The organism is Streptomyces sp. B15, from assembly GCF_018070605.1.
Lineage (GTDB): Bacteria > Actinomycetota > Actinomycetes > Streptomycetales > Streptomycetaceae > Streptomyces > Streptomyces smyrnaeus.
In genome coordinates, this window is the sequence record NZ_JAGPXJ010000051.1 from 34,438 (window position 1) to 53,875 (window position 19,438).

Genomic DNA, 19,438 nt, shown 5'->3' on the forward strand with positions numbered 1-19,438 from the left:
AAAGGCGGATGTCCGGTGCCCGCACCGAAGAAGTTCAGCAGGGATCAACTCGCCTCGGCGGCTCTTGAGTTGGCCGACGAGAAGGGGCTGGACGCCCTCTCGATGCGTGCACTGGCGGCGCGGCTGGGCACGGGGCCGATGACGCTCTACAACTACGTGGACGGGCGCGACGGGCTGGAGTCGCTGGTCATCGAAGCCGTCGTCCGGCACGCCGCATATCCCCGGCCCGCGGCCGACTGGCGCGAGGAGGTCCGCACGCTCGCGGAGTCGTACTGGACCACCATCCGCAGGCATCCCCAGGTCGTGCCGCTGATCGTGGCGCGCCGTACGACGGACGAACCGACCCTGGAGTTCGGGGAGCGGATGCTGGAGGCGCTGGCCAGGAGCGGCAGATCGGGCCGGGAACTGCTGGTGGCCTTCCGGCTGGTGGTCGGGTTCATCATCGGCTTCGCGCAGGGCGAGGCCGGAGCCCGGGCCCTCAGCCCCGCTGGTGGTTCGGCGGACGAGGTGATCGAGCGCGGGCGGACGCTTCCGGTCGAGCGCTATCCGCGGGTGGTGGAGATCGCCACGGCCTCGGCCCAGGGGGACCGCGCCGAGGAGTTCCGGGCGGGCCTCGACCTGCTGGTGGCGGGGCTCAGTGCGGGGACTCGCCCAGCATCCGCTTGAGCAGATCGCGCAGGAGCCTTCGCTCGGCGAGGGTGAGCCCCTGGAGGGGTTCCCCGGCGAAATCCAGCTCGCCGCGCAGTCGGGCCGCTGTCGCCCGCCCCTCCTCGGTGGCGGCCGCGATCTTGACGCGGCGGTCAGCGGGATCGGGTCTGCGCTCGACCAGGCCGCGCGACTCCAGGCGGTCGACTATGCCCGTCACGTTCGAGGGTTCGCACTTGAGGTGGCGGGCGAGCTGCCGCATCGGTGCGGGCTCTCGCGCCAGCAGGGTGAGGACCCGGGCCTGGGCGCCGGTCAGAGCGTGCTCGGCAGCAGCCAGTTCGTACTCCTCGTGATAGCGCGCGACCACCGTGCCGATCAGCTCGGCCACCTCGACGGTGAGCGCGTCCGGGGCGCGACTCTCTGCTGCTGCCATACGACTAGCCTAGCGCAATGCTTGACAACATGAAATATGCAGGAGCATGGTTGTTTCAGTACCTGAAGCAATTCCAGGAGGCGACACCGTGACCTCATCCGTATCCGCCCACTCCGCCGAGAGCCGGATCCCGGCCACCGGACGGGCCTGGCATCTGACCGAGCGGCCGCAGGGCTGGCCGACCCCGGACGGCTTCGCCCTCCGGGAGGAGCCGGTCCAGGCCCCGGCCGAGGGACAGATCCTGGTGCGGAACATCCACCTGTCCGTGGACCCGTACATGCGCGGCAGGATGAGCGCGGCGAAGTCGTATGTGGAGCCGTTCAAGCTCAACGAGCCCATGACCGGCGGTGCCATCGGTGTCGTCCTCGCCTCGGAGGACCCCGGATTCGCGCCCGGTGACCATGTGCTGCACGACCTGGGCTGGCGGGAGTACGCCACGCTGCGGGCCAAGTACGCCACCAAGGTCGACGCCGAGGCGGCCCCGCTGTCCACCTACCTCGGAGTGCTGGGCATGCCGGGCCTGACCGCCTACGCCGGTCTGCTGAGGGTGGCCGACTTCAAGCCCGGCGACGCCGTGTTCGTCTCCGGGGCGGCCGGCGCGGTCGGCAGCGAAGTCGGACAGCTCGCTCGGCTGAAGGGCGCCTCCAGGGTGATCGGCTCGGCCGGCTCCGACGAGAAGGTCAAGGTGCTGACCGACGAGTACGGCTTCGACGCGGCCTTCAACTACAAGAACGGTCCGGTCGCCGAGCGGCTGAAGGAGGCGGCGCCGAGCGGTATCGACGTCTACTTCGACAATGTCGGCGGTGATCACCTGGAAGCCGCCATCGCCGCCATGAATCTGCACGGCCGCATCGCCGTGTGCGGGATGATCTCCCAGTACAACGCCACCGAGCCGACCCCGGCCCCGCGCAATCTGGCCCAGATCATCGCCAAGCGCTTCCGGATGGAAGGGCTCCTGGTCATGGACCACTACGACCTCCAGCCGAAGTTCGTCGAGGAAGTGGCCCCCTGGGTGCGCTCGGGCGAGCTGAAGTACCGGGAGACCGTGGTCGAGGGCATCGACAACGCCCTGGACGCCTTCCTGGGCCTGCTGCGCGGCGAGAACGTGGGGAAGATGATCGTCACTCTCGGCGACTGAGCCGCGGTCTCGACCGGGCTCCCTGCCCCGCCTCCGGGTCGAACACATACGCTGGTGCACGTACCGGCGGGAACACGGGCGCGAGTTCCCCCGGTCGTGCCATCAACAGGAGGACATCCATGGCAATACAGCCGATCGACGTCAAGTACACCGCCGTCGCCACCGCTGAGAACGGCCGTGACGGCCGCGTGGCAAGCGACGACGGCCAGCTCGACGTCGTCGTCAACCCGCCCAAGGCGATGGGCGGCAGCGGGGCGGGCACCAACCCCGAGCAGCTCTTCGCCGCGGGGTACAGCGCCTGCTTCCAGGGTGCGCTCGGCGTGGTGGCCCGCAAGGAGGGCGCCGACATATCCGGCTCGACCGTCACCGCCGAGGTCGGCATAGGCAACACGCCGGAGGGCGGCTTCGGTCTCACCGTCGCCCTGCGGGCCCGGATTCCGAACGTGGACGAGGCCACGGCCAAGGAGCTGCTGGAGAAGGCCCACCAGGTCTGCCCGTACTCCAACGCCACGCGCGGAAACATCGAGGTCACACTGCAGGTCGCCTGACGCTGCCCCGGGCCGCGGGCGCCGCAGCGTGGGCGGCGCTCCGCGGCCCGGGCTCCGGGCCCGGCCTCCGGAGCCCTGGGTTCCGTATCCGGCCACCCGGCCCCGGCCTCCGTACCCGGGTCCCGCTCCAGGTGGCCTCGCGGCAGCGGCTTCGGCCCGGTGCGGTGTCCGATTCCCCGCAGAGGCGCTAGTCGGCGGAGCGCCGTGCGGTGATCTGCCCGTATGCCAGTTCCGCGAGGCTGCGCTGACCCTCCTTGCTGGGATGGAACCAGTCCCAGTTGCTCAGCTCGGCCCCCGTGAAGCGGTAGTTGAAGACCGCCCCGTTGTCGTAGCGGCAGCGCAGATCCTTGGCGCACTCCTTCTTGAGCACGGTGTTGTAGGCAATCACCCGGTCGTGGACCTCCTGCCGCCGCTCCTGGTCGGCCGCGTCCGTCGACTGCGGGTCCTTGAGCATCGACTGGCAGATGCCCAGCCCCCACACCCGCTGCCCTATCGGGTTCTTCCTGCCCTCCCGCCACAGCCGCTTGAGGTTGGGGACGCTGGAGACGTACACCTGCGTCTTGGGTGCTTCGGTGCGCAGTGCCTGCAGCCCCGCACGGAAGTCGGCACGGAACTGCTCGACGGACGTCATCTGCCCGACCGTGGGGCGGCAGGCGTCGTTGGCTCCGCTCATGACGGTCACCATGTCCGGCTTGTGGGCCGCGGCCTTGCGCATCTGCTCCGGCAGGTCGGCCATGACCGCGCCGCTGGCCGCGTAGTTCCAGCTCTCCTTCTTCGGGTCGCTCAGCAGCCGCCGCGCGAGGCTGTCGACACCGGCTGCCGTGCCGGTGGCCCACGACACCTTGGTGCAGTCGGCGAGCAGGGAACAGGCGTCGAACCCGCGGGTGATGGAGTCGCCGACCGCTGCCAGCGAGTCCGGGCTGCGGTCCCAGATCCGCCGTGGGGTGGGTTCGGGGTGGGGGCGTGAGGAGCCTTCGGCGCGCTGCTCGCCGCGCTTGTCGCCTCCACCCGAGGAGCCGCCACACGCCACGGCGAGGATCAGGCCCGCTACGGTCATCAGGATGAAAGCGCAGATCGCGACGGTGCGGGACCGTTTCGGCGCGCCGGGGCGCGGACGCGCTGGACGTGCGTTCCCCGGCTCGTGGCTCTCCGTCATCCGACCCCCTGTTTCACCCGTGCCCGACCGACGGTACGTCACCCACCGTGCGCCGCCGCGCGATAGCTTGTGCCGTGGTCGGTGTTTGTGCCGTGGTCGGTGCGTGGCTGAGCCGATCGGCACAGCGACTGGTAAATATTACCTCGCGTCACTTCCTGTCCCTTTCGGGGAGAATTGGGCGCAATGGTGTTTACTATTCGTAACCTCGGGAGCTGTAGGGAAGTGACCGGTGGTGCAAAAATGTCAGGCGCTTTTCCGGCGCGTGACCGGTAGGTGATCGAGGCCGCCCGGTGGCGACCCTCGGAGCGCACTGGAGGTCCCGGTGACGACACGTGGAGTTCTGTACGTCCACTCGGCGCCCCGCGCCCTGTGCCCGCACGTCGAGTGGGCCGTCGCGGGCGTGCTGGGCGCCCGCGTCAACCTCGACTGGATCAGACAGCCCGCCTCGCCCGGCACCTGGCGTGCCGAGTTCTCCTGGCAGGGCGATCCGGGCACCGCCTCCAAGCTCGCCTCCGCGCTGCGCGGCTGGCACCTGCTCCGCTTCGAGGTGACTGCCGAGCCGTGCGCGACGGCGGAGGGCGAGCGGTACAGCTCCACACCCGACCTCGGCATCTTCCACGCGGTCACCGGCATGCACGGTGACATCCTCATTCCGGAGGACCGGCTGCGGGCCGCCGTCGCCCGCGCGGGGCGCGGCGAGAGCGAGTTGGAGGCCGAGATCTCCAAGCTGCTGGGCAAGCCCTGGGACGACGAGCTGGAGCCCTTCCGCTACGCCGGAGAGGGCGCGCCCGTCCGCTGGCTGCACCAGGTCGTCTGAGACCAGGTCGTCTGAGACCAGGTCGTCGGGGGCCGGCCGAGGTCGGCCGAACCGCGTGCCGCTTGCCTTCGAGGGCGCTCGAACGCCTACCGTTCCCGCATGCCTGACGAAAACTCGGTCGCAGTGCTCGGAACCGGCACCATCGGGGCCGCCATGGCCCGCAATCTCTCCGCCGCCGGGCTCCCGGTCCGCGCCTGGAACCGCACCCGTGCCAGGGCCGAGCCGCTGGCCGGCCACGGCGTCACCGTCACGGACGAGGCGGCCGAGGCCGTACGCGGTGCCGGCACTGTGCTGACCTCCCTCCACGACGGTCCCGCCGTGCTGGCGGCTATGCGTGCCGCGGCGCCGGGCCTGGCGGAGGGCACCGTGTGGGTCCAGGCCAGCACCGTCGGGCCGGACGGGCTCGCGCCGCTGGCCGAGTTCGCCCAGGCGCACGGGCTGAGACTGCTGGACGCGCCCGTACTGGGCACCAAGGCGCCCGCCGAGGCGGGAGAGCTGACCGTGCTGGTGTCCGGCGGCTCCGGCAGCCCACTCGTACGCGAGCGGGTCGCCCCCGTACTCGACGCCATCGGCGCGAAGACGCTGTGGCTCGGCGACGAACCCGGCGCCGCCAGCCGTCTCAAGCTGGTGGTCAACAACTGGGTGCTCACCCTCATCAACGGCACCGCCGAGACACTCGCCCTCGCCGAAGGGCTCGGTGTCGAAGCCGGCGACTTCCTCGGCGCCGTCGCCGGCGGCCCGCTGGACGCGCCCTATCTGCAGGCGAAGGCCAAGCTGATCCTGGAGGGCGCCTACGAGGCCAGCTTCCCGCTCTCCGGCGCACGCAAGGACGCCGAACTCATCACCCGTGCGGCACGGGACGCCGGGGTGCGGCTCGACGCCACTCCGGCGATGGCCGAGCGGCTGAGGCGCGCCGAGGCGCAGGGGCACGGCAGGGACGATGCGGCGGCCTCGTTCTTCGCCAGCTACGAGACCTCCGACTATGGCAGAGGCGACGCCCGGGGCTCCGCGTAGGAGCGCACGCAGCGCACGCAGCGCACGCAGGGCCCACGAGTGTGCCTGTCATCCCGGTGCACAAGTGAGGGGCGGCCTCCGATGGAGGCCGCCCCTCACCAGCACCTGACCGGAATCACATCGTGCGGAATGCCAGCACCACGTTGTGGCCGCCGAAACCGAAGGAGTTGTTCAGCGCGGCGATACGGCCCTCGCCCGGCAGCTCCCGTGCGGTGTCGCGCACGATGTCGCCGTCGGCCTCCGGGTCGAGGTTGTCGATGTTGATGGTCGGCGGAGCCGTGCGGTGGTGCAGCGCCAGCAGCGTGGCCACCGTCTCGACACCACCGGCGCCACCCAGCAGATGGCCGGTCATCGACTTGGTCGCCGAGATGCCCATGTGCTCCACGTCGTCGCCGAACACCTTGCGCAGCGCCTTCAGCTCCGCCAGGTCACCCTGCGGGGTGGAGGTGGCGTGCGCGTTGATGTGCATGATCTCGGCCGGGTCCAGATCGGTCCGGGAGGCCAGATTCTGCAGCGCGTGCGCGATGCCGTTGCCCGAGGGCTCCGGCTGCACGATGTCGTGGCTGTCGGCGGAGATGCCCTGGCCCACCGCCTCGGCGTAGATCCGCGCCCCGCGCCGCCTGGCGTGCTCGGCGGACTCCAGCACGATCACCCCGGCGCCCTCGCCCAGCACGAACCCGTTGCGGTCCACGTCGAAGGGGCGGGAGGCGCCCCGCGGGTCCTCGTTGTTCTTGGACATCGCCATCATGTTGCCGAACGCGGCGATCGGCAGCGGGTGGATGGCCGCCTCGGTGCCACCGGCGACGACGATGTCGGCGCGGCCGGTGCGGATCATCTCGATCGCGTACCCCACCGCCTCGGAGCCGGAGGCACAGGCGCTGACCGGGGTGTGCACCCCGGCCCTGGCGTTGACCTCGAGGCCGACGTTGGCCGAGGGGCCGTTCGGCATCAGCATCGGCACCGTGTGCGGCGAGACGCGGCGGACGCCCTTCTCGCGCAGCACGTCGTACTGGTCCAGCAGCGTGGTGACGCCGCCGATACCGGACGCCACGACGGCACCGAGCCGGTCCGGGTTGACGGAGGCGTCCTCACCGGCCCGGGCGCTGAAGCCCGCGTCGGCCCACGCCTCCCGGGCCGCGATCAGCGCGAACTGCGCCGAGCGGTCCAGTCGCCTGGCCTGGGGGCGGGGAATGATCTCCCCCGGCTCGACCGCGGCCCGCGCCGCGATGCGTACCGGCATGTCGGCGGCCCACTCCTCGTCGAGGAGTGCGGCGCCCGAGCGCCCGGCGACGAGCCCTTCCCAGGTCGATGCGCTGTCGCCACCCAGCGGTGTGGTTGCGCCGATACCGGTGACGACCACGGAGTCATTGGTCGCGTTCACTGGAATTCTCTCCACGGTAGGGGGTGACTCGTTTGAGCCACCCATACGCCGGGTGGCGACAAACGCGTCAACGGATGTCTCAGCTCTGGTGCTTGAGGATGTACTCGGTCGCGTCGCCGACGGTCTTGAGGTTCTTGACGTCGTCGTCCGGGATCTTGACGCCGAAGCGCTCCTCGGCGGCGACGACAACCTCGACCATGGACAGCGAGTCCACGTCCAGGTCGTCCGTGAAGGACTTCTCCAGCTGGACGTCCTCGGTCGGGATACCGGCGATCTCGTTCACGATCTCGGCGAGGCCCGAGACGATCTCTTCCTGAGTGGCGGCCATTGCGGCGCTCCTTCGTATAGCGGTGAGTCCGCAGCGCCCGACCCTGTCGTACGGGGCTGCTCGGATCTTGACTAGGGGAGGGTAACGACAGTGGCGGCGTAGACGAGACCCGCCCCGAAGCCGATGACGAGGGCGGTGTCGCCGCTCTTCGCCTTCCCCGTCGCCAGCAGCCGCTCCATCGCCAGTGGGATGGAGGCAGCCGAGGTGTTGCCCGTGGTCTCCACATCACGGGCGACCGTGACGTGTTCGGGCAGTTTGAGGGTCTTCACCATCGAGTCGATGATCCGCATGTTCGCCTGGTGCGGAATGAAGACGTCCAGGTCTTCGGCCGTTATCCCGGCCGCGTCCAGGGCCTGCTGGGCGACCTTGGCCATCTCGAAGACCGCCCAGCGGAAGACCGTCTGGCCCTCCTGACGCAGTGCGGGGAACTTCACCGCCCCGTCCTCGGCCACCGGCAGCTGGGCGACGTCGCCCACCCGGAAGTCGTTCCAGGGGATGGTCTGCGAGATGACGTCCCGCTTGTCGCCCTCCGAACCCCAGATCGACGGTCCGATGCCGGGCTCGTCGGACGGCCCGACGATGACGGCACCGGCGCCGTCGCCGAACAGGAACGCCGTGGAGCGGTCGGTCAGATCCGTCAGGTCCGACAGCCGCTCGGCGCCGACCACCAGCACGTACTCCGCGCTGCCCTCGACGATCAGGCTCTTGGCGAGGGTGAGGCCGTAGCCGAAGCCCGCGCAGCCCGCGTTGATGTCGAAGGCAGCCGCCTTGCCGGCGCCCATCCGGTCGGCGATCTCGGTGGCGACCGCGGGGGTCTGCTTGAAGTGCGAGACGGTCGAGATGATGACCGCGCCCACCTGGTCGGGGGTGATCCCGGCGCCGGCCACGGCCTTGCCCGCGGCCTCCAGGGTCATTTCGGCGACCGTCTCCTCCTCGTTCGCCCAGTGCCGGGTGGCGATGCCCGAACGGGAGCGGATCCACTCGTCGGAGGAGTCGATGTGCTTGAGGATCTCCTCGTTCGGTACGACGCGGGTCGGTCGGTATCCGCCGACGCCGAGAATGCGCGCATACGGCGAGCCCTGCGCGGGCTTGATCTTCGCGGTCATGCTTCTCGGGGCTCCTTGGAGGTCAGGCGGACGTGTGAGCGGCGACGAGGTCCCGTGCCGCGGCGAGGTCGTCGGGCGACTTCAGCGCCAGCGTCCGTACGTCCGGCAGGGCGCGCTTGGCCAGGCCGGTCAGGGTGCCGCCGGGGCACAGCTCGATCAGGGCCGTGGCGCCCAGTTGCTGGAAGGTCTCCATGCACAGGTCCCAGCGCACCGGAGCCGAGATCTGGTTCACCAGGCGGCGGACGACCTCCGGGCCCGATTCCACGACCTGGCCGTCGAAGTTGGAGACGTACCGGGTGAGCGGGGTGCCGGGCGCGACGCCCTCGACGGCCGCCTCCATGGCGGGCAGCGCGCTCGCCATGTGCTCGGTGTGGAAGGCACCGGCAACCTTCAGCGGCACCACCCGGGCCTTCTCGGGGCGGTCCTCCGACAGTCCGGCGAGCTGTTCGGCGGTACCGGCGGCAACGATCTGGCCCGCGCCGTTCATGTTCGCGGGGGCCAGGCCGAGCTTGTCCAGATGGCCGGTGACGATCTCCGGGTCGCCGCCCAGCACGGCGGACATCCCCGTCTCGGTCACGGCGGCGGCCTCGGCCATCGCCGTGCCCCGGGCGCGGACGATGCGCAGCGCCTCCAGCGGGGTGAGTACACCGGTCAGCGCCGCGGCGGCCAGCTCGCCCACGCTGTGGCCGGCGAACGCGCCGACGGCGGCGGCCCGGCCGGGCGCGTCCTGCGTGGGCTCGCCCTCCAGCAGTTCGTAGGCGGACAGCAGACTGGTGGCCACCAGCAGCGGCTGGGCCACGGCCGTGTCACGGATCGCGTCGGCGTCCGCCTCGGTGCCGTAGTGCACCAGGTCCAGATCGATGGCGGCCGACCACTGGGCGAGCCGGTCGGCGACTCCGGGGAGTTCGAGCCAGGGGGTCAGCAGGCCAGGCTTCTGGGCGCCTTGGCCGGGAGCGACGAGTACGAGCACTCTTTCACTCTCTCCTGTGTGCCGGGGTCTCGGCCGGTGGGGACCGAGACGAAGAACAGTGAGGGGAATTGTGGACCCTCGACAAAAGACGCCCGTCAGCTTACGGCTGACCCGAGAAGTCGGCGAGACGCCCCAGGATCAGCGCGATACGCAGCGTAAAAGCGGAACGCACATCCGAAGGCGACCAACCGGTGACGTCCGTCACACGTCGCAGCCGGTAGCGGACGGTGTTGGGGTGCACGAACAGCATCCGCGCGGCACCCTCCAGGCTACTCGCCTGTTCCAGATAGACGCTGAGGGTCTCCAGCAGCGCCGACCCGGCCTCCTCCAGCGGTCTGTAGATCTCCTCCACCAACAGCTCCCGCGCGGCCGGGTCGCCCGCCATCGCACGCTCGGGAAGCAGATCGTCGGCCAGCACCGGGCGGGGGGCGTCCGGCCAGGCCGCGCACGCCTTCAGCCCCGCCATCGCGGCCTGTGCCGAGCGGGTGGCCGCCAGCAGATCGCCCACCACGGGACCGGCCACCACCGGTCCCGCCGCGAACGGGCCGATCAGTGACTTGGCCGCCTTCAGCGGATCGTTGGAACCGCCCGCGATGACCACCAGCCGACTGCCGAGCACCCCGGTGAGCACCTGCAGTTTGGCGTGCCGGGAGGCGCGGCGGATCGCCTCCACCGTCAGCTCGTTGTCGCCGTCCGGGGCGGTGCCCAGCACGACGGCCACATGTTCGGGGGAGTTCCAGCCCAGCGCGGCGGCGCGGGAGACGGCGCCCTCGTCCGCCTCACCGGAGAGCACCGCGTTGACCACCAGCGACTCCAGCCGGGCGTCCCACGCGCCGCGTGCCTCGGCGGCCTGCGCGTACACCTGCGCGGTGGCGAAGGCGATCTCCCGCGCGTACACCAGCAGCGCCTCCCGCAGCACCGCCTCGTCGCCGGGCGCCGCGACCTCGTCGATGGCCGCCTCGACGACCTCGATCGTGGTCCGCACCATCTCCACTGTCTGCCGCAGCGTGATCGCCCGTGTCAGCTCGCGCGGCGCGGTGCCGAACACGTCCGTGCTGATGGCCTGCGGCGTCTCCGGGTGCCGGAACCACTCGGTGAAGGCCGCGATGCCCGCCTGGGCGACCAGGCCGATCCAGGAACGGTTCTCCGGCGGCATCGCGCGGTACCAGGGCAGCTGCTCGTCCATGCGCGCGATGGCGGCGGCGGCGAGCTTGCCGGAGGACTGCTCCAGACGGCGCAGGGTGGCCAGGTGTGGATGCTGGGGTGGTGGATCTGTGGCTTCGGGCACGGGACAAGCCTGCCTTACCGGATGCCCTCTTCGGGCGCGGGGGCTGACGGGCCCCGTACGGGGGACCGGGCCCGGGCCGCCGGCGGCGCACCCCGCCGGGGCTACCGTGGAGCGCATGGCACAGGTGGTGTGGCGGGCCGAGGACCGGTACCGGGGCGGCGACCAGCAGGCCGGGATCGACACCCGGCACGCCTTCTCGTTCTCCGGCTTCTACGACCCCGACAACGTCGGTTTCGGACTGCTGGTGGCCTGCAACGAGGAGCGCCTCGCGCCGGGCGCCGGGTTCGAGGAGCACCCGCACCGCGACGTGGAGATCGTCACCTGGGTCGTCGAAGGCGAACTGGAACACCGCGACTCGGCCGGGCACTCCACCGTCGTACGCCCCGGGGACGTGCAGCGGCTCGGCGCGGGCAGCGGCGTACGGCACACCGAGCGCAACGCGGGGGACGCCCCGCTGCGCTTCGTCCAGATGTGGCTGGTGCCGGGCACGTTCGGCACGGAGCCCGAGTACGAGATCGTCCGCGGTATCGCGGACAACACCCCCTTCGCACTGCCGCGCACGGAAGCCGTGCTGCACGTGCGGCGACTGGCCGACGGCGCACGTACGGCGGTGCCGGACGCCGCTTTCGTCTACGTCCATGTGGCGCGCGGCAGGGCACTGCTGGACGGTACGACGCTGCACCAGGGCGACGCAGCGCGGCTGACCGACGAGCGGGGCGGCCGGGAGCTGCGTGCCGAGGGCGGCGCCGAAGTGCTGCTGTGGGAGATGCACGCGGAGCCCGTCTACGGCTGAGCCCCGCCGGCCGGTCACTGGCGCAGTTCGGCCAGGACCGCGTCGGTGAACGGTGTCCACGCCTCCACGGCCCACGGGCCGAAAGCGCGGTCGGTGAGCGCCACACAGGCGGCGCCCGCCTGCGGGTCGACCCACAGGAACGTCCCCGACTGGCCGAAGTGCCCGAAGGTGCCGGACGAGGAGGTCTCCCCCGTCCAGTGCGGGGACTTGCTGCCGCGGATCTCGAAGCCCAGGCCCCAGTCGTTCGGCTTCTGGTGGCCGTATCCGGGCAGCACCCCGCTGACCCCCGGGAAGACCACCGAGGTCGCCTCCCGCACCGTCGAGGGGTCCAGCAGCGCGGGGGACTGCAGCTCGGCGGCGAACCGGGTCAGGTCCGCCGCCGTCGAGACGGCGTCCTTGGCGGCCGAGCCCTCCAGCTCGGTGGCGGCCATGCCCAGCGGATCGAGCACCCCTTCGCGCAGGTACTGCGGAAAGGGCATCTCGGTCGCCTTGGCGAGATGGTCGGCCAAGACCTCGAAGCCCGCGTTCGAGTAGATCCTGCGGGTACCGGGCTCGGCCATCGAACGGTGCTCGTCGAAGACGAGCCCGGAGGTGTGCGCCAGCAGATGCCGCACCGTCGACCCCTCTGGACCGGCCGGCTCGTCCAGCTCCACGGCGCCTTCCTCCAGCGCCATCAGCGCCGCGTAGGCGGTCAGCAGCTTGGTGACGGAGGCCAGCGCGAAGCGCTGCGCGGCCGGACCGTGCGTCCCGGCCACCGTGCCGTCGGCACGTACGACGGCCGCCGCCGCTGTGGGCACCGGCCAGGTCTCGATCATCCGCAGGCTGTCCATGGAACGAGCCTAACGGTCACGATTTTCCGCGGATTTTGCCCTTGCTTCGAGCGCACTCCAACTCCGTAGCGTTCACTTGTGACCGTGACGCAGACCGAGAGACCACGCACGTCGGAGCCCGAACTGCCGGCGCAGTGCGCCGCCGGCAGTGACGCCCTCCGCAGGCCGGACGGCCAGGACAGGTACACCATCAGCGAGGTGGCCGCGTTCAGCGGCCTGAGCGCGCACACCCTGCGCTGGTACGAGCGGATCGGCCTGATGCCGCATGTCGACAGATCCCACACCGGACAGCGGCGCTTCTCCAACCGCGACCTGGACTGGCTGGAGTTCGTCGGCAAACTGCGGCTGACCGGCATGCCCGTCGCGGACATGGTGCGCTACGCCGAGATGGTGCGCCAGGGCGAGACGACGGTCGCGGAACGCCAGGCGCTCCTGGAGACCACCCGCAAGGACGTGCTCGCACGGATCGCGGAACTGCACGACACCCTCGCCGTGCTCGACTACAAGATCGACCACTACTCCCGGAAGACCGGAGAACTGCCGGCGACCCGTGCCGTCACGCCCCCCGCCGCCCGGGATGCCGCGGCTCACACCACGGCGAACGCGTAGAGCGCGAACGCGGCGGCCAGCGCTCCGGCCACCGCCCGCGCACCCCGCCCGGCCCCCCCGCCACGGCGTCTCGAACCGGCGGGTGACACTGCCGATCGCCACCAGTGACACGGCGAACACGGGCAGCCACGCCAGCCGGGCGAGCACCCAGCCCAGCGAGTCGGGGGCCGTCGTCAGACCGGGCACCGCACCCAGTGCCGCGCCGGGCACGGCCGCGGCCAGCATCGCCGTCTGGTGCCAGCAAAGGATCGTCATCGCCGACAGATTGATCGCCACCACAGGTGCCCACAGCGCCGGGCGCCGCAGCGCGCGACCGATCCGCTCGCGCAACAGGACGGCGGCACCGCACTGCACGGACGCGAGTGCCAGCACGAGCAGCGACGGGGGATGCGAGTTGGTACGCGACTGCCCGGGAACACCCACCATGGACGCCGGATAGTCGAAGACGACCAGCAGCACGGCGAACAGCACCCCGCCACCCGCGCACAGCACGGCAGCAGCCCTGCGGCGCAGCCTGCCCGCGCCCCAGCAGACACCGAGTTGATAGCCGAACAGCCAGCCCGGCAGCAGATTGACCAGCCCTGTCCAGGAAGGCACCTGCTGCGCGAACGGCCCGTACCGCAGAAGGTCCACCACCGCGACCACTGACAGCAGTGGCACAGCACTCCACGCTCCCCACCGCCTCGCCACACGCACGCAGTACGGCGTCAGCGCGGTGACGCCCGCGTAGACGGCGACGAACCACAGTGGCTGCACCACCAGCACGGCCCCGGTCCGCAGCGTCGTCTCGGGCACGCCGCACAGCGCCAGCACCGGCAGCAGCGCGGCCCACACGGCGGTGACGCCCAGCACGGGACGGCCCAGTCGCACCAGCCGGCCGCGCAGCCAGTGCCCGGCCGTCTGCCCGCGTGCGGTCGCGCGCTGCAGCGACAGCACCGAGGCGCAGCCGCCCACCAGGAAGAAGATGCCCAGCAGTTGCAGCATCCAGCTCAGTGGCGCGAAAAAACCCAGTGTCGCGAGCGGGCTCGCGTTGTGCAGGGCGCCCTGCGGTCCGCGGGTGAACCCACCCAGCATCCAGTGCCCCAGCGGAACGGCGAGCAGCGCCAGCGCACGCAGCCCGTCCACGGCCCGGTCGCGGTGCGGGGGAGTGCGCTCCTCGACCGCCCGGACGGCGGCCCGGACCTTGTACCGCAGGGAGCGGCGGCCCGGAGCGGTGGGGCGGCGGAGCCCGGCTGCTCCAGGCTGCCGCGTCCCGGTGGGCCGTCGCGTAGTGGTCTGATGCGTGCGGGAGTGCATCGGCTGCGTCTCAGTGGGCATGGGCGCACTCCTGGGAGGTGGGAGCGCACTCCACCGAGCCGTAGGCGCGCAGCGCGATGGAGGCGAAATTGTCGAGCGAGTCGGTGCCCGGCTCCAGATAGCCGCTGTGTCCGTCGGCCTCGTTCGCGGTGACGACGCGGGCACCGAACTGGGCGCTCGTCGGGTCGGCGCCGTGACCCAGCCCCAGCACCTCGACGTTGGGTACGCGGCCGATCCAGTCCGCGGCGGCGCGCGCCGCCCACACCGGCACCCGGGTGTGCAGTGCCGCCACCGAGCCGGTGCGCATCCCGGGGGAGCCGAAGACGATCAGGCCGGCGGCTTCGGACCTGTCGAGCCGGGACGCCGCCCGGCCGCACACGACCGAGCCGTAGCTGTGGCACAACACGGCGGGAGCGGGCACCCCAATCTGCGCCAGCCCGTCCAGGAGGCGCACCAGTCGCGGTGCGCCCGCCTCGGCGAGCCGTCCGGTGGCGGCGTCCGGGCCGAGGCCCACAGGTGTGGTGTAGCCGACCCAGGCGACGACCGCGACGCGGGCGTGCGGCGCCCGTTCGCTCATCCGCCGGAGCAGCGCGGTGGCCATTCCGGCGGGCTTCCCGTACCGGTTCTCGCCGCCGCCGTCATAGCCGGCCAGGTCGATGTCGGAACCGGGGACGACGACAGCGGTGCGGGTGGCGTGCGCCAGATCCCCGTAGACCTCGGCGACCTGTCCCCGGCCGCGTGGATCGAAGGCGAGGATCTGCCGTCCGGGAGCGAGCAGTTCGGCGTACCGCTCGGCCTTCCTGTCGGCCTCCCGGTGGTCCTCCGGCGTCAGACCGGCATCCCGCGCCCGCGCCAACTGCACCCGCCGCTCCTCCTTGAGCGCCACCCGGTTCGCCTGGTATCGGACTTCCAGGGGGGCGCCGTCCAGATTCCCCACCGTCAGCGCATGGCGCCGCACCAGTCCCTGCCGCTCGCTCCGGTTCAAGCCCGCGAAGAACGCGGCGACCCGTTCGGGGCTCGCGGTTGCGGGGTCCGGCAGCGAGCGCCCCAGCGAATGGTCGGCGCGCCAGGCGGCGGCGCCCGGCGGGGGGCCGGTGACCGGGGTCTGCTCCGTCGCACTGGTGACGCCCGCTGTCGTGGCGAAGACGGCCGCCATGAGCGGGGCAGCGAGCAGTGCGCGCTTGCGGCGGCGCTTCATACGTGGTGTCCCTCCTCCCGCCGCCCGCCCGGAATCTCCGGCGGCGGCAGAGGGAGAGTGCGGTCCCGGCCGTACGCGGGGCGTCACACCGCGGAGCCAATCGCCGGGTGCTACCGGGGTAGGGGGTGGAGGAGAGCAGGGAGGTCAGGCAGCGCGCGGACAGCGCGCCGGGCGGGTCACTGCTCGGCGGGGCCGCGTCTACTGGTCGCCTGGTGCGACGAGCCCCGACTCGTAGGCGAAGATGACCGCCTGGGCGCGGTCGCGCAGGCCCAGCTTGGCGAAGATGCGGCTCACATGGGTCTTCACCGTTTGTTCGGCCAGCACGAGGGATGCGGCGATCTCGGTGTTGGACTGCCCGCGCGCCACGAGCTCCAGCACCTCGGTCTCCCGCTCGGTCAGTGCCTTGAGTCGCAGCTCGGGTGCCGAGGTGCGCCCCTTGCGCGGGGCGGTGCCGGACCGCTGCCGGGCGAACTCCGCGATCAGCCGCCGGGTCACCGACGGCGCCAGCAGCGCCTCGCCCTCGGCCACCACCCGTACCGCGGCGATCAGGTCGGCCGGCGGCGCGTCCTTGAGCAGGAAGCCGCTGGCGCCCAGTCGCAGCGCTTCGTACACGTAGTCGTCCACGTCGAACGTGGTCAGCATCAGCACCTTGGGCTGGTGGGTGACGCCCGGTGGCGGATCGAGGAGCTGCTGCGCCGCCTCCAGGCCGTTCAGCCGGGGCATCCGCACGTCCATCAGGACGACGTCCGGGTGGGTGCGGCGGCACAGCTCGACTCCCGTCACGCCGTCGGGTGCCTCGCCGACCACATCGATGTCGCTCTGGGCGGCCAGCAGGGCGGCGAACCCCGCGCGGACCATGGCCTGGTCGTCGACGATGACCACACGGGTCACCCCGTCCGTGGAGGAAGCGCCGGGCGCGCCCATGCCGTTCATCCGGTCGCGGAGCCCTTCGTGTCCTGCCGGCTCTTCGTGTCCTGCCGGTCTGTCGTGTCCTGCCGGTCCTTCGTGTACAGCCCGCCGCCCTTCGCCTCGCCGGCGTCCGCGGCTTTCTCGTTCCCGGCGTTCCCGGGGTTCTCGCCGTCCGTGCCGTCCGCACCGTCCGTGCCGACCGCACCGTCCGTGCCGTTCCCGGCGGTCTCCTGCGGCTCTTCCAGGGCCGTGACGGGCGGGTTCAACGGGAGCCGGGCGGCGACGCGGAAGCCCCCGTCGGGCAGCGGGCCGACCTCCAGGCTGCCGCCGACCAGCCGCACGCGTTCCCGCATCCCCACCAGCCCGTGTCCGGTACCGGCTGTCTCCAGCGGTGCGGCCTCCGGTTCGGGAGAGGGTCCGTTGACCACCAGGACGGACAACTGGTCCTCCGGTGCCGTCACCGAGATCCGGGTCCGCGCACCGGGTGCGTGCCTGACGACGTTGGCGAGCGCCTCCTGCACGATCCGGTACGCCGACAGGGTCACGGCCGGCGCCGGCCCGGGGCCCCCGACCGTTGTGCCGTCCTCACCCTCGTCCCCGGGGAGGGAGACGCTCAGCTCGGTGGGTACGCCGGCCCGTACGGTCGCCTCCACCAGCTGCTCCAGCCTCTCCAGACCGGGCTGGGGGTCGCGCTCCCCGCGGCTGTGCTCGCTCCGGAGAACGCCCAGCAGGCGGCGCATCTCGGTCAGCGACTCGCGGGCCGTGGCGGCGATGGAGCCGAACTCCTCGCGGGTTTCCGGGGACATCTCGGCGATCCGGTAGGGGGCGCTGTCGGCCTGGACGGTGATGACCGACATATGGTGCGCGACGACGTCGTGCAGTTCCCGCGCGATACGGGCGCGCTCCTCCAGCAGGGTGCGCTGGGCGCGTTCCGCCTCGCTGATGGTCTCCTGCTCGGCCAGCCGCCGCTGCGCCTCCGCGCGCTCCCGCAGCGTGGCGCCGAGCAGCAGCACGGCACCGCTCAGCACGATCAGCAGGACATTGGTGCCCTCGCTGCGCTCAGGAGCGACGAACCCCAGTGTGATGGACGCGGTCACCGTGGCGAGCCAGACGGCCAGCAGGGTGCGGCGGCTCTCGCGCAGTGCCAGCGCCAGGCACAGCACCAGATAGCCCACGATCACCGTCGGCGGCCACGGCCAGGGGCGGCCTGCGGTCCCGTCCGCCGCCAGCAGGGTGAGGGCGCCCACCAGGTCGGCGGTGTAAACGATCCACCAGGAGGGCAGCGGCCTGGTGACGGCCAGCAGCAGCGGTGCGGTCTGTGCGACACCGAGCGCACCGGCCAGGCCGCCCGGCATCTTGTAGTCGTTCGTGAGCAACTGGACGGTGGACGGGAGGAGGACGACGGTGAAGGCGAAGGCCAGCACGTAGGGCAGCCGCTGCACAAGTCGGGACGAGGCATGGCCGAGCAGCGGCTCGTGGGAGGCGGCGGGCGTGGCCAGTGCGGTCCCCAGCGAGCGCAGTCCGTCCCGCAGGTCGGGGACCACGGAGCGTAGGGTCACAGTTCCGCCAGCAGCTCGGCCTTCTTGGCGGTGAACTCCTCGTCGGTCAGCAGCCCGGCGTCGTGCAGTTCGCCCAGGTGCCGGATGCGTTCGGCCACGTCGGCCGGGTCCGAGCGGTGCGGCTGCGGTGCCGCCGGGGCCGTACGGACGCTCTCCAGCTCCCGCACCGGGTCCGCCGCGCGTACCGCCTCCAGGACCGAGGCGGCGAAGGGCAGCGATTCGTAGACGGGGCCGTAGCCGAGACCGAACACCACGGAGGCCGGGTCCTGGTCGGCCTCCGCGAGCATCTCGGCCCCGCGTGGGCGGAGCCGCAGGTGGCCGCTGAGGCCCTCCGGGGAGCGCCATTCGACGTCTTCGGCTCCGCCCACGGGGAAGAACTGGTCGCCGGCTTTCCATTTGGCGGTGGAGGCGCCGGTCCAGAACCAGCGGAAGGCGACGACCTTGCCGTCGAAGGAGGCCTTGCCGTCGTACGCCTTGAAGCTCTGCGGTGCCGCCGGTGCGGCGACCAGATGGTGCTCGGCGGGTTTGGCCGCCTCCTCGGGCAGCGCGGCCCGCAATTCGGTCGCGTAGTAGTCCGCCAGTGTCTCGCGCTCCGCGGGCAGCACCAGGCGGTAGGGGTCGCTGCTTTCCTTGAGCTGTCCGGCGGCCGCTTCCAGCAGCGGGTCGGCGCCCTCGCGGGGCACGGCACGCAGCACCACGGTGCCGCGTTTGCCGCCCGGGGCCAGCTCGACAGCGCTCAGCGCCTCGTACGGAATACGCCGTTCCCCGAGCACCTGGAAGAGCTTCGGTGTGCGGATCCCCCGTTCGAAGCGGATGAGCACGGAGTCCGATTCGAACTCCCAGGTGGAGTGAATTCCAGCCAGTACGTCACCCATGTGGGTCATCGTATGCGGCAGCCGCCTGTCCGTCCCCCCTCCGCCGCCCTCCGTGACGCTACGCGCGCTGATTCGGTGGGTACGGCGCCCCGGGAGCGCTCCGGCGCCTTGGCGTGATGTCAGGAAACGCCAGGAACGAAGGAGCAGTGCGGGTCGGAGGAGTCGCACGTGATGTCCTCGTAGGAGCCGGTGCCGATCGCGGCGAAGTTGTCGAGGCTGCGGGTGTGCGGCACGAAGTAGCCGGTGTGGCCGACGGCGCCCCGGGCCGACAGATGCCGGGCGCCGAAGGCGTCCGCGACGGGGTCGGCACCGTGTCCGAGCCCCCCTACGTCCATATGGGGCACATCGGCGATCCAGTCGTCACGGTCCCGCATCGCCCAGACGCGGGCGCGGGTGCCGAGCTGTGCCACGTTGTCGGCGCGCATCCCGGGACTGCCGGCGACGGCGATGTCGGTGACGCTGCCGGGCAGCTCGGGTGCCGCCACCCCGCACACCACCGAGCCGTAGCTGTGGCAGAACAGCGCCACCTTGGGGGAGGCGGCGGC

At 71.6% G+C, this 19,438-nt stretch carries 19 protein-coding genes and 2 pseudogenes; 7 read left to right on the forward strand and 14 right to left on the reverse strand.

Going from position 1 to position 19,438, the window contains the following annotated elements; genetic code table 11:
* Nucleotides 1-15: 15 nt before the first annotated feature.
* Nucleotides 16-666: a TetR/AcrR family transcriptional regulator gene (locus KBY19_RS22190; RefSeq protein ID WP_099880510.1), complete on the forward strand. Its 651-nt coding sequence runs from the start codon at nucleotides 16-18 to the stop codon at nucleotides 664-666.
* Here the strand turns inward: KBY19_RS22190 and KBY19_RS22195 are convergent.
* A complete protein-coding gene (locus tag KBY19_RS22195; RefSeq protein ID WP_099880508.1) occupies nucleotides 635-1,078 on the reverse strand; it encodes a MarR family winged helix-turn-helix transcriptional regulator in 444 nt (147 codons plus the stop codon). The genes KBY19_RS22190 and KBY19_RS22195 overlap by 32 nt on opposite strands.
* An 88-nt stretch (nucleotides 1,079-1,166) precedes the next feature.
* Here KBY19_RS22195 and KBY19_RS22200 point away from each other — a divergent pair, with 88 nt between their 5' ends.
* Together KBY19_RS22200 and KBY19_RS22205 are read left to right on the forward strand one after the other, a co-directional pair.
* The gene (locus tag KBY19_RS22200; RefSeq protein ID WP_210966533.1) at nucleotides 1,167-2,216 is read left to right on the forward strand and encodes an NADP-dependent oxidoreductase; all 1,050 of its coding nucleotides are present in this window, start codon (nucleotides 1,167-1,169) and stop codon (nucleotides 2,214-2,216) included.
* A gap of 119 nt (nucleotides 2,217-2,335) precedes the next feature.
* Complete coding sequence (locus KBY19_RS22205) at nucleotides 2,336-2,764, forward strand: organic hydroperoxide resistance protein (RefSeq protein WP_099880504.1); 429 nt, start codon at nucleotides 2,336-2,338, stop codon at nucleotides 2,762-2,764.
* Between the two features lie 187 nt (nucleotides 2,765-2,951).
* Here KBY19_RS22205 and KBY19_RS22210 read toward each other — a convergent pair whose 3' ends face one another.
* Complete coding sequence (locus KBY19_RS22210; RefSeq protein WP_180289629.1) at nucleotides 2,952-3,920, reverse strand: SGNH/GDSL hydrolase family protein; 969 nt, start codon at nucleotides 3,918-3,920, stop codon at nucleotides 2,952-2,954.
* A gap of 322 nt (nucleotides 3,921-4,242) precedes the next feature.
* Here KBY19_RS22210 and KBY19_RS22215 point away from each other — a divergent pair, with 322 nt between their 5' ends.
* Both KBY19_RS22215 and KBY19_RS22220 read left to right on the forward strand, forming a co-directional pair.
* A complete protein-coding gene (locus tag KBY19_RS22215; RefSeq protein ID WP_099880502.1) occupies nucleotides 4,243-4,737 on the forward strand; it encodes a DUF3145 domain-containing protein in 495 nt (164 codons plus the stop codon).
* A 93-nt stretch (nucleotides 4,738-4,830) separates the two neighbouring features.
* Nucleotides 4,831-5,751: pseudogene (locus KBY19_RS22220) on the forward strand (NAD(P)-dependent oxidoreductase); the annotation flags it as partial.
* Nucleotides 5,752-5,866: 115 nt separating this feature from the next.
* On the opposite strand, the gene KBY19_RS22225 reads toward KBY19_RS22220, so the two are convergent.
* From KBY19_RS22225 to KBY19_RS22245, 5 genes are all read right to left on the reverse strand, one after another.
* Complete coding sequence (locus KBY19_RS22225) at nucleotides 5,867-7,132, reverse strand: beta-ketoacyl synthase (RefSeq protein WP_099880498.1); 1,266 nt, start codon at nucleotides 7,130-7,132, stop codon at nucleotides 5,867-5,869.
* Between the two features lie 79 nt (nucleotides 7,133-7,211).
* Complete coding sequence (locus KBY19_RS22230; RefSeq protein WP_099880496.1) at nucleotides 7,212-7,460, reverse strand: acyl carrier protein; 249 nt, start codon at nucleotides 7,458-7,460, stop codon at nucleotides 7,212-7,214.
* A gap of 71 nt (nucleotides 7,461-7,531) precedes the next feature.
* Nucleotides 7,532-8,566 (reverse strand): ketoacyl-ACP synthase III, encoded by a 1,035-nt coding sequence (locus tag KBY19_RS22235; RefSeq protein ID WP_099880494.1) that lies wholly within the window; start codon nucleotides 8,564-8,566, stop codon nucleotides 7,532-7,534.
* 22 nt (nucleotides 8,567-8,588) lie between these two features.
* Nucleotides 8,589-9,536 carry an ACP S-malonyltransferase gene (locus KBY19_RS22240; RefSeq protein ID WP_210955370.1) on the reverse strand — a complete coding sequence of 316 codons (948 nt, stop codon included), beginning with the start codon at nucleotides 9,534-9,536 and terminating at the stop codon, nucleotides 8,589-8,591.
* Nucleotides 9,537-9,636: 100 nt separating this feature from the next.
* Complete coding sequence (locus KBY19_RS22245) at nucleotides 9,637-10,824, reverse strand: CdaR family transcriptional regulator (protein WP_099880489.1); 1,188 nt, start codon at nucleotides 10,822-10,824, stop codon at nucleotides 9,637-9,639.
* 115 nt (nucleotides 10,825-10,939) lie between these two features.
* Here KBY19_RS22245 and KBY19_RS22250 point away from each other — a divergent pair, with 115 nt between their 5' ends.
* The gene (locus tag KBY19_RS22250; protein ID WP_099880487.1) at nucleotides 10,940-11,617 is read left to right on the forward strand and encodes a pirin-like bicupin family protein; all 678 of its coding nucleotides are present in this window, start codon (nucleotides 10,940-10,942) and stop codon (nucleotides 11,615-11,617) included.
* A gap of 14 nt (nucleotides 11,618-11,631) precedes the next feature.
* Here the strand turns inward: KBY19_RS22250 and KBY19_RS22255 are convergent, their stop codons facing one another.
* Entirely contained in the window at nucleotides 11,632-12,447 is an 816-nt protein-coding gene (locus KBY19_RS22255; RefSeq protein WP_210966535.1) for a serine hydrolase, read from the reverse strand.
* Nucleotides 12,448-12,570: 123 nt separating this feature from the next.
* Between KBY19_RS22255 and KBY19_RS22260 the strand changes: the two genes are divergently transcribed.
* The gene (locus KBY19_RS22260; protein ID WP_245225378.1) at nucleotides 12,571-13,056 is read left to right on the forward strand and encodes a MerR family transcriptional regulator; all 486 of its coding nucleotides are present in this window, start codon (nucleotides 12,571-12,573) and stop codon (nucleotides 13,054-13,056) included.
* On the opposite strand, the pseudogene KBY19_RS22265 reads toward KBY19_RS22260, so the two are convergent.
* The 6 genes and pseudogenes from KBY19_RS22265 to KBY19_RS22290 all read right to left on the reverse strand — a co-directional run.
* A pseudogene (locus tag KBY19_RS22265) lies at nucleotides 13,035-14,373 on the reverse strand (acyltransferase). The gene KBY19_RS22260 and the pseudogene KBY19_RS22265 sit on opposite strands and share 22 nt — an antisense overlap.
* Nucleotides 14,363-15,550: an alpha/beta hydrolase gene (locus KBY19_RS22270; RefSeq protein ID WP_210966536.1), complete on the reverse strand. Its 1,188-nt coding sequence runs from the start codon at nucleotides 15,548-15,550 to the stop codon at nucleotides 14,363-14,365. The pseudogene KBY19_RS22265 and the gene KBY19_RS22270 overlap by 11 nt, the downstream one beginning before the upstream one ends.
* A gap of 198 nt (nucleotides 15,551-15,748) precedes the next feature.
* A complete protein-coding gene (locus tag KBY19_RS22275) occupies nucleotides 15,749-16,483 on the reverse strand; it encodes a response regulator transcription factor (protein WP_180289628.1) in 735 nt (244 codons plus the stop codon).
* A complete protein-coding gene (locus KBY19_RS22280; RefSeq protein ID WP_307843583.1) occupies nucleotides 16,480-18,003 on the reverse strand; it encodes a sensor histidine kinase in 1,524 nt (507 codons plus the stop codon). The genes KBY19_RS22275 and KBY19_RS22280 overlap by 4 nt, the downstream gene beginning before the upstream one ends.
* 11 nt (nucleotides 18,004-18,014) lie before the next feature.
* The gene (locus KBY19_RS22285; RefSeq protein WP_210966538.1) at nucleotides 18,015-18,893 is read right to left on the reverse strand and encodes a DUF4429 domain-containing protein; all 879 of its coding nucleotides are present in this window, start codon (nucleotides 18,891-18,893) and stop codon (nucleotides 18,015-18,017) included.
* 119 nt (nucleotides 18,894-19,012) lie between these two features.
* Nucleotides 19,013-19,438: alpha/beta hydrolase (locus tag KBY19_RS22290; protein WP_247691277.1), on the reverse strand; the 426-nt coding region annotated here is incomplete at its 5' end.

Excerpts from the sequence above, each read along its gene's own strand:
- KBY19_RS22195 (WP_099880508.1), bottom strand. The coding sequence starts at position 1,078 with ATGGCAGCAGCAGAGAGTCGCGCCCCGGACGCGCTCACCGTCGAGGTG.
- KBY19_RS22205 (WP_099880504.1), top strand. The coding sequence starts at position 2,336 with ATGGCAATACAGCCGATCGACGTCAAGTACACCGCCGTCGCCACCGCT.
- KBY19_RS22210 (WP_180289629.1), bottom strand. The coding sequence starts at position 3,920 with ATGACGGAGAGCCACGAGCCGGGGAACGCACGTCCAGCGCGTCCGCGC.
- KBY19_RS22230 (WP_099880496.1), bottom strand. The coding sequence starts at position 7,460 with ATGGCCGCCACTCAGGAAGAGATCGTCTCGGGCCTCGCCGAGATCGTG.
- KBY19_RS22235 (WP_099880494.1), bottom strand. The coding sequence starts at position 8,566 with ATGACCGCGAAGATCAAGCCCGCGCAGGGCTCGCCGTATGCGCGCATT.
- KBY19_RS22250 (WP_099880487.1), top strand. The coding sequence starts at position 10,940 with ATGGCACAGGTGGTGTGGCGGGCCGAGGACCGGTACCGGGGCGGCGAC.
- KBY19_RS22255 (WP_210966535.1), bottom strand. The coding sequence starts at position 12,447 with ATGGACAGCCTGCGGATGATCGAGACCTGGCCGGTGCCCACAGCGGCG.
- KBY19_RS22270 (WP_210966536.1), bottom strand. The coding sequence starts at position 15,550 with ATGAAGCGCCGCCGCAAGCGCGCACTGCTCGCTGCCCCGCTCATGGCG.
- KBY19_RS22275 (WP_180289628.1), bottom strand. The coding sequence starts at position 16,483 with ATGAACGGCATGGGCGCGCCCGGCGCTTCCTCCACGGACGGGGTGACC.
- KBY19_RS22285 (WP_210966538.1), bottom strand. The coding sequence starts at position 18,893 with ATGGGTGACGTACTGGCTGGAATTCACTCCACCTGGGAGTTCGAATCG.